Source organism: Pseudomonas sp. GW821-FHT02H09, from assembly GCF_059421425.1.
Genome location: NZ_JBWKVA010000033.1, coordinates 46,841 through 63,804, shown reverse-complemented (window position 1 = coordinate 63,804; position 16,964 = coordinate 46,841). Strand labels below are relative to the sequence as shown.

Sequence of the window (16,964 nt, the reverse complement as noted above, 5' to 3'; positions counted from 1 at the left end):
CGCGTAGCGCGCGGCCATTCAGCCTGTGCCTGCATTGCAACCTGCCGCTGCACGAGATCAGCCCGGAACTGGCCCGGCCGCAGGTGCCGCCACGCATTGGCGCCCTCTATTCGCGCTTCCTGCGCTGCGACGCCTGCCAACGGGTTTACTGGGAGGGTTCGCACTGGCGCGGCATGTGTGCACTGCTGGCACCTCTGCTGGACCGATAGCCGAGCGCATCGGGCCGGCTGCGTTGCAGGGATAACCGGCTTTTGCATCAGGCAGATAACGGCCAGAAGCGGTCATTCACCTGATCACCAGCCGAATAACTACCCCGCGAAACCCTTTCTGTTCGAGTTCCCGATTGAGGCGCAAAGACAGACGCTGATCGTCGGCATTCTCCGAGTGCTCGAAGGGCAGATAGCAAAACATTCGCAATGAACTTTCGATCTGCTTGTCCATCTCGGTATGTGCCATCTGACGAGCATTGAAACAGGCGAGCGGGTCAGTCGTAAACACATGGGCTGTACCTCGAAACGCATTCCGAGAGTACTGGGCGAGCAAAATCAGTAATGCCAACACCCCTTCAGGGGTTGCCATCCAATGCTCCAGCTCACGTCTGGCAGCCCGAAATGCAATGTGGAGAATGCTTCCCGAAACTGGTTATCGAACGCTTCGTCTTTCTTGAACCATCTCTGTGGCCCTACCTCCTTCCAAAACGCTATGACCACCAGTGGTGTGTGGAGCGAATCACTTGCTGTATTGGCCAAGATCAAATCCTCACATTGAGTAGCGCACCGTATGGCGCACTCTATGCTCAACCTGATTATTGGGTTGGTGCGTTACGCTCTTTCGAGCTTATCGCGAAAAAACTCGATGAGCAGGCTCAACATAGGCGCCGTTGCACCACATGGATTCAGCTCGATTAAGACCAATGGCCTTAACCTGGATACGTACTTCACCGCTGGCCGGTGTCGGCACGTCGATGTCCGAATAGGTGAGGAATTCCGGGCCGCCATATTGGGTGAAACCGATGATGCGAGACATAGTTACCCCTTAAGCACCGGGTTGCCTTTCAGGAAAAACGAAAGAGGATTTTCTGGTCGGTCAAGCGTAGCGCCATGCGTTGGTGACGTAGCCCCTGGTATCCAGAGGCCGGTCATGCAGTACCACGAAGGTGGCCGGTGACAGTTCTGGCCCCAGCATGTCAACCATCAGGTTGCGAATGGAAAAGCGAGATAGTCATTTTCAATGATCGGTCCGCGGAAGATATTACGCAGCGCGGCGGCTGCCACCGGTCGCTGGGACACCTCCGCGCCCTTGATGCGCGGCTCGATGATGTGCAGGTAAGCCAGTTCATGCTCATTGAGCCGCGCGGCGAAATAGCCAAAAGTCGCTTCAGGGTTACTGTCCGAGATATTTCCCCACTGCCCGCTTGGCGAGATGCGGATACCAACCCGGCCAGGGCCCCACACCGAGATCATCGCTTCCAGTATTTCGAGAGAAAACCGGGCGCGATTTTCCAGACTCCCTCCATAAGCATCGGTGCGTTTGTTGGTTCCATCCTGAAGGAAGGTGTCAACGAGATAGCCATTGCCGCTGTGCAACTCCACACCATCAAACCCTGCTTCCTTTGCCCGCATGGCGGCCATACGGAAGGACTCCACCAACGCCGGAATCTCCCAAAGATCGAGCGCCCGATGAGGAGAGTTTGGCACCCAGCCGTCTTGGGTCAGCACCTGGGTTTGAAATGGCACCACCGAGGGTGCAATGGGCGCTTTGCCTTCGCTCAGGTCTACATGGGACTGACGACCGACGTGGGCGATTTGCATGACAATCTGGCTGCCTTTGGCGTGAACCGCATCAGTGATTTTACGCCAGGCATCAACGTGTGCCTGGGTGTAAATGCCCGGGGCGCCAGGGTAGCCACGGCTGTCACGGGAGGGGTGGGCGCTTTCGGTAATCTGCAAGCCGCCTTTTGAAGCACGCTGGCGATAGTACTCAATCATCATTGCACTGGGGCTTTCATCCGTCTCGGCGCGTAATCGCGTCGTAGAGGAATGGACAACTCGATGAGTAAGGTCGATCGCACCAAGGCGAAGGGCTTCGAAGAGTTCTCGTGCAGTAGTCATGACAACAATCTCCATTGACCGGCACCAATGCGCCAAGCTGTTCAAATAGGGCCAACACCGGCAGCCTGGCCGAAGCCGTGGAACATCGATTGCATATTGCAGCCGCCGCCCCACCTCCCACCGTCTTCACCATCGTGTTGACCATCGTGTTGACCATCGTGTTGACCACACGACAATCACGCCTTCAAATTGAACAACGCAACCTGCGGAGTTTCGCTCACCCAGTAACTGCTTACCGACCAGCCAGCACGCGCCGCCAATTTGGTGAAGGATTCGACGGTGAATTTGTGCGAGTTCTCGGTATGCAGACGTTCGCCGTCGCTGAAGAGGAAGGTATGCCCAGCGACGCTGACCACTTGTTCGCCGCGGCTCACCAGATGCATCTCAATGCGCTCATCGGTGTCGTTCCACAATGCCAAATGGTCGAAGGCATCGATGTTGAAGTCACCATCCAGTTCACGGTTGATGCGTTTCAGCAGGTTCTTGTTGAACCGCGCGGTCACCCCTTCAGCGTCGTCGTAGGCAGCGACCAGGATGTCGGCGTCCTTGACTAGATCCACGCCAACGATGAAGTGAGCTTCATCACCCAATAACGCGTGAGCCGAACGTAGGAACTCCTCGGCTTGATCATGGGTGAAATTGCCGATGGTCGAACCGGGGAAGAACCCTACGCAGCTGTACCCAGCCGCTTCGGCCGGCAATTGCAGCGCACGGCTGAAATCCTCGACCAGTGGCACGACCCTCAATTGTTTGTACTGCATTGTCAGCCGCGCGGCGGCTTTGTTCAGCGCATTGGCGCTGATGTCGATGGGCACGTACAGCGCAATCTGTGGGGCGGCGTCGAGCAGCAGTCGGGTTTTCTCGCTGGCGCCGCTGCCGAACTCCACCAGAGCCGCGCCCTCTGGAATCGCATCGGCAATCTGTTGCGCAACCCGGGTCAGCAGACCGGTTTCGGCACGCGTCGGATAGTACTCGACCGTCTCGCAGATGGCCTCGAACAGCTCGGAGCCCGTGGCATCGTAGAAGTATTTGGGCGACAGGTTTTTCACCGGGGCTGACAAGCCGCCGATGACATCACGACCAAATTCACTGTCGTGGTTGTTCACCGCACCCGGCTGCCGAGCATCCCGGGCCAGACGCAAACCGGAGAACATCCAGCGCTTGTCCGGGCCGAAAAAGTTGCGATAGGTCGAGCGGGCATGGCCTGGGGGGGTGATGCTGGCACCGCCACGCAACACCATCACGTTGATCATGAACTTGCCGTTGTATTCGCCGACCGCACTGTCCGCCGGGCGGAATCCCGGGTAGGCGTTGTACGCACTTTGTGTCCACTGCCAGGCCACGTTATCGACTTGTTCCAGCAGACCGGCTTCAGCGGCGGCTTCCCACTCGGCTTCGGTCGGCAGGCGCGCATCGGCCCATTGGGCAAATGCAGCGGCTTCGTAATAGCTGATACTGATCACCGGAGCCGTCGGGTCAATGGCTTCCAGACCGCGCAAAGTCATCTGCCGCCAGCCCTCGTCGTCGTGCTGCCAATAGAGCGGGGCGTTCCAGCCGTTTTGCTGCACGACCGCCCAGCCGTCTGACAGCCATAGACTGGCTTTGCTGTAGCCGCCGTCCGCCATGAAGGTCAGCCATTCACCGTTGGTCACCAGACGGTCGCTGATCTCGAAGGATTGTAGGTAAGTAGTGTGTCTTGGGCCTTCGTTGTCGAAGGCGAAACCCTTGCCCTTGTGACCCATTTCGGTCAGCCCACCCTTGAGCGGCTTGAACCGGCCGCGACGCCCGGAGAGGTCTATCGGCCAGCGCGGGTCATAGGCTGGCTTGAGCGAGGAGGTACTGAACAAGTGCAGGATGTCCATCAGCAACAGCTCTTGATGCTGCTCCTCATGGGCCAGACCCAGCTCGATCAATTCGGCGGTGCCGTCGGACAACGCCGACTCCAGCAAGGTACGCATGTGTTCATCGACATGCTTGCGGTAGTCCAGCACCTCGTCCACGGTCGGACGTGTCATCAACCCGCGTTGTGGCCGGGGATGACGGGGGCCGATCGCCTCGTAATAGGAGTTGAACAAGTAACCGAACGCCGGATCGAACGGCTGGTAGTCGACGACGTTTTCGGCCAGCACAAACGTCTCGAAAAACCAGGTGGTGTGCGCCATGTGCCACTTGGCAGGGCTGGCATCAGGCATTGACTGGACAACCATGTCCTCAGGGCTGAGGGGTGCAATCAGGCTCTCTGTCCGGCTGCGAATAGTTTGGTAGCGCTTGAGAAGCGCGCTATTGGCGGGAAGGTCGCGTAGCTCGCTTAAGGTGCTGGTCATCAGGTTTTCTCTCCGGTGAATCGTCGTTGCGCTGGTCTGTCGATCCTCTGGTATTTCCAGAGGAGGCAGGGCTTCGTACGTTCTTTCCATGACCGAGCCAAAGTGAAGTGCTTGTGCACCTCGTCCCGACCCGAAAAGCCATGATGCGTGACTGCTCGTAAACGCCTGGTTCGTAAACGTCTGGTTCAGCCCTGTGCTCCTTCGATTTCGAAGGTCACCTTGTCAGCGTAAAAGGCGACGTGCCCCTTGATTTCCGCCACTGCCGGGTATGTGTCTTCGTAGGTCCAAACCGCGTTTTCGGCGGCCTTTCCGTCGGCGCTCAGGCTGAAATAATTGGCGTCACCCTTGTAGGGGCAATGAGTTTGATGTTCGGTGCGCGCGTAATGTTCAATCCGAATGTCGGATCTCGGGATGTAAAAAACCGCTGGATATTTGGCCTCTTCGAGCTTCACGGCTTTGTCGGTCTGCGCGACGACGACATCATTGAAGCGAACGGTGACGCGCCCCTGGAATGGGGTAATGGTGATGGGATGATCGGGGCCGGGGATTTTCATGATGATCAGTCCTTATAATTCACGTGGGAAAGGTGTCGCCGAACATCGGCCGCCCGCTTCTGGATTCAGCATTACTTGCTTCGTCCTGCAAGACGTCCCAGTGTTCGGCGAGCCGACCGTCTTCGATCCTTAGCACATCGGCAGCGATCCATGCAACGGGTCGACCGTTGCCTGAGAAGCGCCCGTAGACGATAACGTAATCGTCTTCTGCGACGACAAGCTGATGCTCGTAGCGCAAGGTATCGGGCGCGCTGCGGATCAAGGCAAACAACCCTTCGCGTCCGGGTTCGATATGCGCGCTGTGTTGGATGTAGGTGTCCGACCAAAAACGCGTGGCCGCCCCGTAATCTCGCTTATTGAACAGTGTGTCAAAAGCTTCCAGCACGAGTGCCTTGTTCTGCTCCGGGGTGGTCCTGATGGTCATATCGATCCTCCTCGCGTGCTTACTACTTCAGGCAGCGCACTGCACCGTCCAAAAAGAAACGTGAAAAGCCAATGCGCAAATTCCTGCTTGTTGTTAGGCCGACGCGCTCGCGCGCTTTGAAACCTGGTCGTACCAGCGCTTCAGGGCGACGTGTTCCTCCGGTACGGGGAAGTCGATCGCGTTAGCCGCAAAATCCACGGTGACCAAGGTCGTGATGTCGGCCACGGAGAAGCGATCACCCGCCACGAACGGAACCTCAGCCAAGCGGGCATCAAGGTCGGCGAAGAAGTTCTTCACCCGCAGTTTGCTGCGCTCGGCCAATTCCGGGATCTGCTCGTAGTCATAGGGGCCTGCAATCGCGCGCCCCTTGAGGCCTGGTGCGGCATTGCGGATGGCCTCCATGACGGTCGCGAATCCTTCCAATTCAGCGCGCCGCTCCCACATCGTGACCAGGGCCTTTTCCTTTGCGGTCTCGCCGAGCAATAGCGTTTGCGGATAGGCCTCTTCAAGGTATCGGATGATGGCAGGCACCTCACCGATGGCGGTGCCGTCTTCCAGCACCAGGGTCGGAACGACTCGGCGCGGGTTGATTGCACGGTATTTCTCGGAATGCTGTTCACTTTTGCCCAGATCGACCGGGACGAGCGGAATAGACAAGCCCTTCTCGGCGAGAAAAATGCGCACGCGCCGAGAGTTGGGCGAGCCCGCGGACTGATAGAGTTTGAGTGTATTGGCGGTCATGGTTTGATTTCCGTTGTGAGACTCGGAGGTAGAGCAATGTGTCGGGCTTTGGCTAATGCCCCGACGGCGATGTCATCAACATATGTTCAGAGGGAAGCAGTCTCGGTAAGAAAACTCTTCTTTCGCTGCGCCACCAAAAGAGTGATTGCAGTGAGGCTTAGCAAGGCGATAACGCCCGCGCCAAGGTCAACTGCGAGACTCAGCCCCGCGTGTGTCGCCACGATGCCCAGCCCAAGGGCGACAACGCCAAGCGAGAGATAAGCGAATAGGTAAAGGGCCGAGAACACACCACCGCGGTGTTGTGCGGGCGTCGCGCAATTGAGTAAGGCAAGTCCACCCAAAAAGAGCAGACCGTATCCGACGCCGGTCATCGCGTTTGCCGCAAGGTATAGCCAAAGTCCGTGCCAAACGACGGATAGCGCAAGCAAGGCCATTCCGACAGCGGAGGCGATCGAACCCAAAATCATGGAAAGCCTTGGCCTCAGCCGTCGCGCCACTGCCCCGGACAGCGCAGAGGTGACCGCAAATAAGGCCAGTACTGCGCCATTGACCAAGGCATTAGGGGATCCGATTACGTCGCGGGCGACCTGCCCACCGAGCGATAGAATCAGCACGCCATGTGTGTAGGCGATGGTCACCGCTAATGCTGCGATGGTGAACGCAGGTCGTAAAACAGAGGGAACGGACGGCGCCCTTGGCCGCCACTTGCTGGTAGCTCGCGTACCCACATGGCGCGGCAGATGCCACACCGCAACGAACAGCACCACGAGGAGCACAAACAGTACCCAGAACGAGAGATGCATCGGCCATGGAGCGTACTGTGTAAGCGCACCTCCAACGAGCAGTGCCGCTGTGAAACCGAAGGCCTGTGCGACCGCAGTGACGGATGCAGCCCGTCTGACCTGAGAATCGGTACCGAACTCAACCATCGCGGCGGTCGACGCCCCCACGCTAAGCCCAACACCAATGCCCATCAATGCTCTGCCAACGAACAACAACAAGACGCCCGGAGCGATGGCAAATAGCAGCACGCCGAGCAGCGAGGCGATCAGGCCGAAAAGCATTGTCGTTCTACGGCCGATGTAATCAGAGAGATCACCAAACACAATCAGGACTGTGACCACGAAGAGCGGATAGATAGCGAATATGCCCGTCGTCACCGTGTGGGATAGTTGCCAGTGCTCCGCATACAATCGGTAGCTCATGGCTGGTGCTGCGCTGGTCCACAAAGTGTGTGCGACTACCCCCGCCGACACCCAGAAACTAGCGCGCGGGCTCAGCTCGTTGGGCCGAGAAGCCAGAGCAGCGATCCGTGGTGGTGGACAGTGCGGATAGACGACGGGCATGGCAGATACTCCTTTGTGCCGGCAGAAGGACTCAAATCTTCGAGCCACCGCCAACCTGATGACGGGCACGGGTCACGAAGCGGTTTTGCCGCCGTTGACTCGAATGATTTGGCCTGTAATGAAGGTCGCCTTACCGGATGCGACAAACACAATGGCGTCGGCAATCTCTTCCGGGGCTCCGGCACGCTTGAGTGGAACACTCATCAGGAAAGCGGCTTTGCGCTCGGCCGTACCGGTTAGCCGGTCGAGCATCGCTGTCTGAACCGGTCCAGGGGCAATTGCATTGACCCGCACACCGGAGGCCGCCCCCTCAAGGGCGGCCGACTTGGTCAGACCTTCCACGGCATGCTTGCTGGCGGTATAGAGGGATAAATTCGCCCCACCACGTTCGCCCATCGTTGACGAAATGTTGATGATGCTGCCGTTACCCTGCGCCAACATCACCCTCATCTCGTGTTTCACGCTGAGGAACGTGCCGAGCACATTGGTATCAAACGTTGCCGCATAGTTCTCGGGCGTCACCTCCGTTACGGCAATGGACTGCCCCTCTGTGCCGGCGGCGTTAACCGCAATATCCAACCGGCCGAAGCGTTCGACCGTTGCATCGATCAGACTGCGGACCTCATCTTCATGACGCACGTCGGACATCAGAAATTCCGCTTCGGTGCCGAGTGCACGGAGTTCGGCCGCCAGTTTCTGACCTTCTTCTTCACGTCGTCCGGAAACGACAACTTTGGCACCTTCATTAGCGAAGGCGATCGCGGTCGCTCGACCTATGCCGGTCAGTGCGCCTGTGATGAGAACAACAGATTGAGTAGACATTTGCTTTATCCTGGTTAAGTACGCGTAGCTCGAAGAACCATCGTTCAGAGCTTTGTGCCGCCATCGACGTGCAGGGTGTCGCCGGTGATCCAACGGGCGTCATCGGAAGCGAGGAAGACAACGGCCGCTGCGATGTCATCGGGCTGAGCCATGCGCTTAAGCGCCTGGATGCTCAGCGTGAAGTCCCGCCCCGCATCGGTTTTGGCGAAACTGGACATCTCGGTTAGAACCACGCCCGGTGCTACGGCATTGACGCGGATGCCCCGCCCGCCGAGTTCCGATGCGAAGTACTTGACCAGGGTATCGATGGCGCCCTTGGTGGCTGCATAGGCGGACAGCGTCCCAACGCCGGTGTGCGCTGCTGCACGCGATGACAGGAGAACGACGCTGCTGCCCTTGCACAGAGCGGGTAGCAACTGCTGCACCAGGAAATACGGGGCGCGCACGTTCACCGCAAAGAGATCGTCAAAGTCCTTGACGGTGGTTTTCTCGATCGTGTCGGCCTTCGAGATACCGGCATTGGCGACGAGGATGTCCAATCGACCACCGACGATGGCGCGCACGCGCTCGGCCAGCAAATGCGGCCCGTCTGCTGCGCCCATGTTGGCGGAGATCTTCTCGGCCTTCCCGCCCGCTTTGCGAATTTCGGCGACCACTGCTGTCGCCTCCTTCTCTCCGCTACCGTAGTGGACGAGCACTTGAGCGCCGGCTCTTGCCAGCGCTAGTGCGCTGGCACGGCCAATGCCGCGGGAGGCACCGGTGACGAGTGCAGTCTTGCCGTAGAGGTTGGTCATGATAAGCATCCCTTGGTCTTGATCCAGAATCCCGCTGCAAGATTCAGGCGTGCCTGGTCTATTCAGAAAGGAACAGGGACGCGTGGCCGACAAAGCGCTCGGGGTATTGATACTGCGAGCCGTGACTGGCATCCGGGTAGAGGATCAGTTGCGCGTTCGGCAGATGCCGCTGCAGGATCAAAGAGTTCACCGAATAGATGATCACGTCGTTGTCACCATTGACGACCAGCGTTGGCTGCTTAATTGCCTTCAAGTAATCGAAAGGGTTCTCGCGTGGTGCGCCCCACTTGGTCAACGCCTCGATCTGCGCAGGTCCGACCTTGTCGCTAACGCCTGGATCGCGATCCACTATGCGTTGTCGAAAGCGTTTGAGATAAGCATGGCCCGCCGCTTGGCTGGCTTGGGACGGGGTGAAGAACACCCTGAGCCACAAGTGATCAGGCTCGTCGTAGGTCGCACCGAAGATCTCCTGCGCTTCGGGTGTCAGCGAGGCCATACCTTCACCGCTGCGCGGTCCGGTCCCCACCAGAATCAGCCGCCGTACGAGCGCCGGTTCGGCTAGCGCCAGTTCCTGCGCGACCAGGCCGCCGAGCGAAAAACCAAGTACGTCCACCTGTGTGAGGCCGAGCGCCCTGATGAAGACCGCGGCGTTGGCCGCCATTTCCTCAATTGAGTTCGGCACCTCCCCCGAACTGCTGGAGATACCGGCGTTATTGAACAGAATGACTTCACGGTCGTGCGCCAATCCGTCCGTCACTGCAGGATCCCAGTGATCCATCGTGCCGGTGAAATGCATATTGAGGAGGAGTGGAACCCCACCCGATTTGCCGAAGCGTCGGTATGCAAACCGAATACCCGCTGCGTCCACGAACTGCGTCGGCGCGCTCTGATGATTGTACTGAGTCATTGAGATTCCCTCTGGTGATGACCCCCTTAACCGGGTGCGGAGCAAATCTCCGCACCCGGGCAGGATCAGTTAGCGGTATGACCGCCGTCGACGTTGAGGACATGGCCGGTGATGAATGAAGCTTCATCCGATGCGATGAAGACGATCGCGTTGGCAAGGTCCTCCGAGAGGCCGAGTCGGCCCAGCGGAACCTGCGCCACCAAGGCCGCTTTGTTCTCCTCCGTGCCGGTGAAGCGGGTGAGCATGCCGGTGTCCGTGGGGCCCGGCGAGACCGCATTCACGCGAATGCCCGACGCGGCGAGTTCGAGCGCCACCGACTTGGTGATGCCTTCGACAGCGTGCTTGGCGCCCACATAGATCGAGGCATAAGCCGCGCCCTTGTGCCCATAGGTCGAGGAAATATTGATGATGCTGCCGCTCCCCTGGGCCTGCATGACGCGCACCTCGTGCTTCATGCTCAGGACCACGCCGAGAACGTTCGTATCGAACGTCGCGGCAACGCTTTCCGCGGTCTGGTCCGTGATCGGGCCGACCGCACCTTCAGTGGCGGCGTTGTTCACGGCGACATCGAGACGCCCAAACCGCGCAACGGTCCTGTCGACCATATTGCGGACGTCATCTTCGTTGCGGACGTCGGCGTTGATGAATTCGGCCTCCGAACCGAAAGAGCGCAACTCCTCAACGAGTGCCTTGCCGGCTTCGTCGCGTCGACCGGCAACGACCACCTTCGCACCTTTCCTGGCGAAGGCGACGGCAGTGGCGCGGCCGATACCGGTGAGGGCTCCGGTGATCAGAATAACGGGCTTGTTCATTTTTAAGCTCCTGCAAGGTATGACTTGCGGCGTATAGATAGCCAAATGGTTTCGGCGCTGGGAGAACTTCCCCGACGCCGCCATAGGCAACAAGCTAGGAGCTTATGGCGAAGTTGAAAAAGACTTTGTAAGCTGTGGGCATACCTGACAGGCATGAGAGCACCATGGAACTGCGACATCTTCGATATTTCATTGCCGTCGCCGAGACGGGTAGCCTGACGGAAGCAGCCGAGAAACGACTGCACACCTCGCAGCCTTCGTTAAGCCGGCAGATCCGGGATCTGGAAAATCATGTCGGAGTCGAGTTGCTGTCGCGCAGCGTTCATGGCGTCGAGCTGACCGCTGCGGGCAAAGCCTTTCTCGACCACGCCCGCCTGGCGCTGATGCAGGTCGATGCTGCGGTCGAAACGGCACGCAGGGCGGCGCAGCCGATAAGGAAGACATTCTCCATCGGCTTCCAAACCGGGCACGAGATGAACTGGTTGCCGCGAGCGATGCACGTGCTGCGCGACGAAATGAAGAACATCCAGGTCATGGTCTCCAGCGACTATTCACCGGATCTCGCCGAAGCGCTCGTCCGCGGCCGGCTGGACCTTGCCTTCCTGCGCGTAGAACCGGATTACGATCTCGAGTACCACGTGGTGGACCGGGAGCCACTTATCGTCCTGATGCCGAGCGACCATCGCCTCACCGCGCGCGAAGCAGTGCGCCCGCAAGATTTAGTGGGCGAGATTTTCATCGGCGGCTCGAACAAGGCCACGGTGCTGCGTGCAGTCACCGAAGACTATCTCCGTCGCTCGGGGCTCGACATCAAATTGGATCACGGGGTGGACAATTTGGCGATGGCCATGTCCTTGGTCGCCTCCACCCGCGGCCTGGCGTTGATGCCCGCCTATGCCAAGAATTTGCTGCCGTGGTCTGTCGTCAGCCGTCCGCTAGAAGGCGAGGCACCGATGATCGATTTAGCGGTGGGCTACAGCAAGTCGAACACCTCACCGATTCTCAAGCTGTTTCTGTCGCGGCTCGGCGAACTGATGGCACCGAAGTGAAACCTGTAGAAAATAAAGGGAAGACATATTGGATTCGTTCTGGCCACCCGCTCGCATTCGTCCTCATGTCTAGTTTTGTTAGGCCCTGTGAGCGGAGGGTATGACACGAGACTTTTTCGAACGCCTTTAAGTAGTCCGAAAACGCACAGCGGTGTAACGCGTTAGCAGGCAGCTATCGGCCGATTCTGTTGAAAAAGTCGACCCGGCCTGGCTACCCATGTATTAAGCGGTGAAAATGCGTTTTCAGCGCGCTGCTACGTAAAATCCGAGTCCTGAACCTTCTGCGCAAAACTCGGATTTCAATCTCAGACGCGTACTTTTCTGTCGCGGAAACTGAAGCCGACTTTTTCAACAGAATCGGCCAGAAGCGGCCCTTGACGAAAGGCCGCCATCAAATTTCCCTCGCCCACTCCCGCTTAGAGTAGGACGCAGATATTCCCTCTGTTTTGTGTTCGAGTCAGTTTGCATGATAGCTAGCAAGCGGCCACGCTGTATCACGAGCGCTGGAAAAGTGCCTTGCGCGCCTCTTTAAGGCGCTAACCAAACCGGTCCATGTGGAATACGATCGCAGTGCCTAATATCACCATCCGCTAAAGTCCTAGACAGACGATGTATTCGTTTGCATGCCTAACGAGCACCAGTAAACGCGCACGATACTATGACGCTCTCGCCCCCGGATTCTGCCAGAACGAGGGATCGGCACTCTTGAGACGCTCAACAGCGTTATTGATGTGGTTGAGCGCCGCATGGCGCGCGCCTTCAGGGTCACGTGCGGCGATGGCCGCGTACACAGCGAAGTGCTCGACCCGCACCGTCTTGGCCAGATCCCGGCGGCGTTCCTCGTTGGAGCGCGTGATGCGGATCGCCTCTTTGATGAATTGAGCGATGAATTCGTGCAGTGACGGGTACAGCGGATTGCCCGTAGCTTTGGAAATGGAGTGATGGAACGCAAGGTCTTCCTCGACGCCATCGCGACCCGCCTGCTCGGCTGCATCGATGGCCTTCAACGCCTGGTGGATGGCATCCAGCTGCACAGGCGAATGCCGCTGCGCTGCCAGTGCAGCCGCTTCCCCTTCGATACCACGGCGTAACTCGGTGACCCGTAATACCGCCTCAATCGACCCGCAGACATCCAGATCGATAGTGAACGCCTTGATGTGCGCGCCTTCGCTGACGACGGTACCGCTGCCTTGGCGGACCTCGACCAGACCGGCTGACTTCAGGCGCGAGATCGCCTCGCGGATTACCGTCCTGCTAACCCCGAAACGCTCCGCGAGCACGGGTTCCGTGGGCAGGCGAGCTCCCGGCAGCACTTCGCCATTGGTGATATAGGCCTTGAGGGCCGCAGTTACCTGATCGGACAGCGTGCCCTTGGCGGAATCCTTCAGAACAGCCAGCGCATCGGCGGAACAGGAAGATTTATCAGGAGTGGACATAGGCATCTCTAGGCTCAAATCGGTAAACGGTACTGCATTTTAGGCCCGTCGTCCTCCTTGACTTCCGACCCTTGAATTCGTATGACGTATTATGATAAAAAACGGCACTTCATGTTAATCCGATAAAAACAAAGTTACCCACTACAAAAATAAGGATGGGGGAAACACATGACTGAATCAGTGATTCAAACCGGTGCCATCGTGCCCGCTGATCGCTTCGAGGACTTGGCGTATCGCAAAGTCGCGTGGCATATCCTGCCGCTGTTGTTGCTGTGCTACCTCGTCGCCTATCTGGATCGGGTGAACGTTGGTTTCGCCAAATTGCAGATGTCCGACGATCTGCAATTTTCCGAAGCCATCTATGGTCTCGGCGCAGGGATTTTCTTCATTGCCTACTTCCTGGTGGAAATTCCCAGCAACCTGATCCTGCATCGCGTCGGAGCGAGGTTGTGGATCGCGCGCATCATGATCAGTTGGGGAATCATCTCCTCCGCCATGGCACTGGTTAGTACGCCAATGTCCTTCTACATCATGCGCTTCCTGCTGGGGCTCGCCGAGGCCGGGTTCTACCCGGGTGTCATCCTCTATCTGTCTTACTGGTTTCCGACCCATCGCCGCGGCAAGATGTATGCCCTGTTCGCCACGGCAGTGCCGCTGTCCGGACTGATTGGCGCACCCTTATCCGGCTGGATCATGAGCGCCTTTAACGGTGACCATGGGTTTGCCGGCTGGCAATGGCTGTTTTTTCTCGAAGGGCTGCCCTCGATCGCCGTCGGAATTCTGGTGATTTTCTGCCTCAGCGACCGGATCTCCAAGGCCGGTTGGCTCACCAGTGAAGAGAAAACTCTGCTGCAGACCCGCATCGACGCCGAAACCGCTGGCCATCAAAAGCACAGCCTGAAAGAGGTGTTCCTTCAGCCGCGCATCTGGCTGCTGACGGCCATCTATTTCTGCATGATCGCCGGTTTCTACACCGTGGGTTTCTGGTTGCCGACACTTATCCGCCAAGCCGGAGTCAGCAATGTATTGCAGGTCGGAATGCTCACCGCCATCCCTTATGCCGCAGCGGCACTGACCATGATCCTGGTTTCGCGCAGCGCGGATCGGCTGCGCGAGCGTCGCTGGCACCTGGCGCTGACCGCAGTGCTGGGCGGTATCGGCCTGTTCATCTCCGCCACCTGGAGCGACAACTTCACTGTTTCCATGATCGGCCTGACCCTTGGCTCCATGGGGGCTATGAGCACCCTGCCACTGTTCTGGAGCCTGCCTACTGCCTTCCTCGGAGGCACGGCAGCGGCAGCCGGCATTGCCCTGATCAACTCCTGGGGCAACCTGGCGGGCTTCGTCTCTCCATACGTGATGGGCTTCCTTAAAGACGCGACCCACAGCACCACGATCGGCATGTATGTGATGGCAAGCGCGCTGTTCCTAGGCGCCCTGCTGGTCTTCAGAATTCCCGGAAAACTCGTCAATCATTGAAGCTTGGAGTAACTCATGAAAATTCTCGTGACCGGCGCAGCCGGCTTCCTCGGCCGCCGCCTGATCGAAGCCCTGCTGCTGCGTGGCTCTCTCACCGACCGCGTCGGCCAGTCCCAACCCATCAGGCAAATCGTCGCCTTCGACAGGGTCGCGCTCGAGGGGATCGATGATCCTCGGGTAAAGGTGGTGTGTGGCGATATCGCTAACCCTGAAGTTCTGGACAGCCTGATCGATGCAACCACTGACAGTATCTTCCATTTGGCTGCGGTGGTTTCCAGCCAGGCGGAAGGCGACTTCGAACTGGGCATGCGCATCAACTTCACTGCGACCCAGAATCTGCTCGAACGAATTCGCCTGCTCGGCACTTGCCCGAAATGGGTGATGACCAGCTCCGTCGCGGTGTTCGGCGGGCAATTGCCGGAACGCGTCCGGGATGATCACGTCTGGGCGCCGCAGAGTTCCTATGGCACGCAAAAAGCCATGAACGACCTGCTACTCGCCGACTACAGCCGGCGCGCATTCGTCGACGGCCGCAGCCTGCGCATGCCGACCATTGTGGTGCGCCCGGGCAAACCAAACCTGGCCGCTTCCAGCTTTGCCAGTGGCATCATCCGCGAACCGCTCAACGGCCAGCACAGCGTTTGTCCGGTGCCCCTCGATACCCGGCTCTGGCTGATGTCGCCTGCGCTCGCGATTCGAAACCTGATCCATGGTCATGAGTTATCAAGCGAGCAATTGAACCAGGGTCGTGTGATCAACATGCCGGGCCTGTCGATTACCGTCGAACGGATGATCGATGCACTGCGTCAGACTGCGGGCGCAGAAGTTGCCGGACGGATTCGCATGGAGCGCAATCCCGCGATCGAGCGCATCGTCGGTTCGTGGCCAGGAGCCTTTTGCGCCACCTACTCCCGGGATCTGGGGTTCACGGCGGATGAGGATTTCACCGATGTGATCAAGCAGTTCATGAATGAGTATCTGCCGAGATAAACCAGATTGAGGAACTCAACATGTTGAATGCCCCTGCCCGCTCCCTGTTGGGCTGCATCGCTGAAGATTTCACCGGCCACTGACCTTGCCAACATGCTGGTGCATGGCGGCATGCGTACCGTGCACTGCATCGGCATACCCAGTGCCGCGTACAGGACCAATTACTCAGCGAGTCGGGCATGCAGTCACGACTCAATCACTTCTTCCGAGAGCTGATCTGTGTAGCTTAAGCACCACCGGAATTTACACATTTGAGCAGCCCTCCGTGAATGACCGTCAAGCCCTCCGCGTGGAGCAATACTCCACAATGAGCTGAGTGATCGCTGCCGCAATCGCCTGATCCGCGTCAGGAGAGGTAAACAACCGAAATTGCACATCCGGCAAATCCGGTAACCCTTGTTCGCCCCCGAGAACCGCCAGTCCTTGCCCCAACTGACTGAGTGTCATGGGCGCAACCGCGAAGCCTGCAAGCGCCGCCGCCCGCAACCCGGCAGCGCTGCTGCATAACATCGCCGTGCGTTGGGCGATCCCCGCCTGAGCCAACCGCGTCAGCGCTATCTCTCGATAAGGGCACGGCTCGGGGAACAGGGCCAGCGGCAATGGCGTCGGTAACCGGGTGACGGGTTGCACCGACCAGGCCCACACCAGCGGCTCTTGCCACAACAGCAGCCCCGCTTCGCTGGTTTCGCATAGAGAACCGATGACCAGCTCCAGATGGCCTTGTTTCATCAGGTTCAGCAACGTGCCAGGAATGCCCACCTGCACGTCGATCTCCATGCCCGGGTACTGCGCCGCGAAATCCTGAAAAGTGCGCAATAACCGCGACTCGACAAAATCCTCGGACACCCCGATCCGCAGCCGTCCGTGAAACGGCGTGCGCGTCAGTTCTGCCCAGGCATCACGGTTCAGCACAAGGATCGTGCGCGCATAAGAGACCAGGCGCTCGCCATCGGGAGTCAATTGCTGGGAGCGGGTGGTGCGCGTCAACAGCGGTTTACCAATCTGTTCTTCCAATCGCCGCACGTGGCCACTGACCGCAGACTGAGTGAGGTGCAGCTTCTGGGCAGCACGGCTAAAGCCTTCTTCATCGACGACAGTGACAAATGTCTTGAGCAGCAGCGTATCGAACATAGTTTTATACGTGATCAATTGCGTATTAATTTACGATTTATATT

The 16,964-nt window shown here is 58.4% G+C and carries 17 protein-coding genes and 2 pseudogenes; 5 read left to right on the top strand and 14 right to left on the bottom strand.

Annotated features, from left to right (window positions below; genetic code table 11):
* A partial coding sequence (locus AC07VR_RS30145) for a Mut7-C RNAse domain-containing protein (protein ID WP_495013459.1) occupies window positions 1–209 on the top strand: 209 nt, incomplete at its 5' end.
* A 121-nt stretch (window positions 210–330) separates the two neighbouring features.
* Here the strand turns inward: AC07VR_RS30145 and AC07VR_RS30140 are convergent.
* From AC07VR_RS30140 to AC07VR_RS30085, 12 genes and pseudogenes are all read right to left on the bottom strand, one after another.
* Window positions 331–749, bottom strand: a pseudogene (locus AC07VR_RS30140) (DUF924 family protein); the annotation flags it as partial.
* Window positions 750–837: 88 nt separating this feature from the next.
* Window positions 838–1,026 (bottom strand): hypothetical protein, encoded by a 189-nt coding sequence (locus tag AC07VR_RS30135; RefSeq protein WP_495013458.1) that lies wholly within the window; start codon window positions 1,024–1,026, stop codon window positions 838–840.
* A 167-nt stretch (window positions 1,027–1,193) separates the two neighbouring features.
* Window positions 1,194–2,111 carry an alkene reductase gene (locus AC07VR_RS30130; RefSeq protein WP_495013457.1) on the bottom strand — a complete coding sequence of 306 codons (918 nt, stop codon included), beginning with the start codon at window positions 2,109–2,111 and terminating at the stop codon, window positions 1,194–1,196.
* A 176-nt stretch (window positions 2,112–2,287) separates the two neighbouring features.
* Entirely contained in the window at window positions 2,288–4,435 is a 2,148-nt protein-coding gene (egtB, locus tag AC07VR_RS30125) for an ergothioneine biosynthesis protein EgtB (protein ID WP_495013456.1), read from the bottom strand.
* A 185-nt stretch (window positions 4,436–4,620) separates the two neighbouring features.
* Window positions 4,621–4,989 carry a DUF427 domain-containing protein gene (locus AC07VR_RS30120; RefSeq protein ID WP_495013455.1) on the bottom strand — a complete coding sequence of 123 codons (369 nt, stop codon included), beginning with the start codon at window positions 4,987–4,989 and terminating at the stop codon, window positions 4,621–4,623.
* 19 nt (window positions 4,990–5,008) lie between these two features.
* Window positions 5,009–5,413, bottom strand: coding sequence for a nuclear transport factor 2 family protein (locus tag AC07VR_RS30115; protein ID WP_495013454.1), 405 nt, complete (start codon window positions 5,411–5,413; stop codon window positions 5,009–5,011).
* 93 nt (window positions 5,414–5,506) lie between these two features.
* A complete protein-coding gene (locus AC07VR_RS30110) occupies window positions 5,507–6,154 on the bottom strand; it encodes a glutathione S-transferase family protein (RefSeq protein WP_495013453.1) in 648 nt (215 codons plus the stop codon).
* Between the two features lie 86 nt (window positions 6,155–6,240).
* Entirely contained in the window at window positions 6,241–7,500 is a 1,260-nt protein-coding gene (locus tag AC07VR_RS30105) for an MFS transporter (protein ID WP_495013452.1), read from the bottom strand.
* Between the two features lie 72 nt (window positions 7,501–7,572).
* The gene (locus tag AC07VR_RS30100) at window positions 7,573–8,322 is read right to left on the bottom strand and encodes an SDR family NAD(P)-dependent oxidoreductase (protein WP_495013451.1); all 750 of its coding nucleotides are present in this window, start codon (window positions 8,320–8,322) and stop codon (window positions 7,573–7,575) included.
* Window positions 8,323–8,366: 44 nt separating this feature from the next.
* The gene (locus AC07VR_RS30095) at window positions 8,367–9,116 is read right to left on the bottom strand and encodes an SDR family NAD(P)-dependent oxidoreductase (RefSeq protein WP_401117527.1); all 750 of its coding nucleotides are present in this window, start codon (window positions 9,114–9,116) and stop codon (window positions 8,367–8,369) included.
* 58 nt (window positions 9,117–9,174) lie between these two features.
* Window positions 9,175–10,023, bottom strand: a complete 849-nt coding sequence (locus tag AC07VR_RS30090) for an alpha/beta fold hydrolase (RefSeq protein WP_495013450.1) — start codon at window positions 10,021–10,023, stop codon at window positions 9,175–9,177.
* Window positions 10,024–10,088: 65 nt separating this feature from the next.
* A complete protein-coding gene (locus AC07VR_RS30085) occupies window positions 10,089–10,835 on the bottom strand; it encodes an SDR family NAD(P)-dependent oxidoreductase (protein WP_495013449.1) in 747 nt (248 codons plus the stop codon).
* 164 nt (window positions 10,836–10,999) lie between these two features.
* Here AC07VR_RS30085 and AC07VR_RS30080 point away from each other — a divergent pair, with 164 nt between their 5' ends.
* Window positions 11,000–11,884: a LysR substrate-binding domain-containing protein gene (locus tag AC07VR_RS30080; RefSeq protein ID WP_495013448.1), complete on the top strand. Its 885-nt coding sequence runs from the start codon at window positions 11,000–11,002 to the stop codon at window positions 11,882–11,884.
* Window positions 11,885–12,540: 656 nt separating this feature from the next.
* Here AC07VR_RS30080 and AC07VR_RS30075 read toward each other — a convergent pair.
* Window positions 12,541–13,326: a FadR/GntR family transcriptional regulator gene (locus AC07VR_RS30075; RefSeq protein ID WP_495013447.1), complete on the bottom strand. Its 786-nt coding sequence runs from the start codon at window positions 13,324–13,326 to the stop codon at window positions 12,541–12,543.
* 162 nt (window positions 13,327–13,488) lie between these two features.
* On the opposite strand from AC07VR_RS30075, the gene AC07VR_RS30070 reads away from it, so the two are divergent.
* The 3 genes and pseudogenes from AC07VR_RS30070 to AC07VR_RS30060 all read left to right on the top strand — a co-directional run.
* Window positions 13,489–14,799 carry an MFS transporter gene (locus AC07VR_RS30070; RefSeq protein ID WP_495013446.1) on the top strand — a complete coding sequence of 437 codons (1,311 nt, stop codon included), beginning with the start codon at window positions 13,489–13,491 and terminating at the stop codon, window positions 14,797–14,799.
* Between the two features lie 15 nt (window positions 14,800–14,814).
* Complete coding sequence (gene denD / locus AC07VR_RS30065; RefSeq protein WP_495013445.1) at window positions 14,815–15,789, top strand: D-erythronate dehydrogenase; 975 nt, start codon at window positions 14,815–14,817, stop codon at window positions 15,787–15,789.
* Window positions 15,790–15,809: 20 nt separating this feature from the next.
* Window positions 15,810–15,936, top strand: a pseudogene (locus AC07VR_RS30060) (3-oxo-tetronate kinase); the annotation flags it as partial.
* Between the two features lie 129 nt (window positions 15,937–16,065).
* Here the strand turns inward: AC07VR_RS30060 and AC07VR_RS30055 are convergent.
* Complete coding sequence (locus tag AC07VR_RS30055; protein WP_495013444.1) at window positions 16,066–16,920, bottom strand: LysR family transcriptional regulator; 855 nt, start codon at window positions 16,918–16,920, stop codon at window positions 16,066–16,068.
* Window positions 16,921–16,964 lie beyond the last annotated feature (44 nt).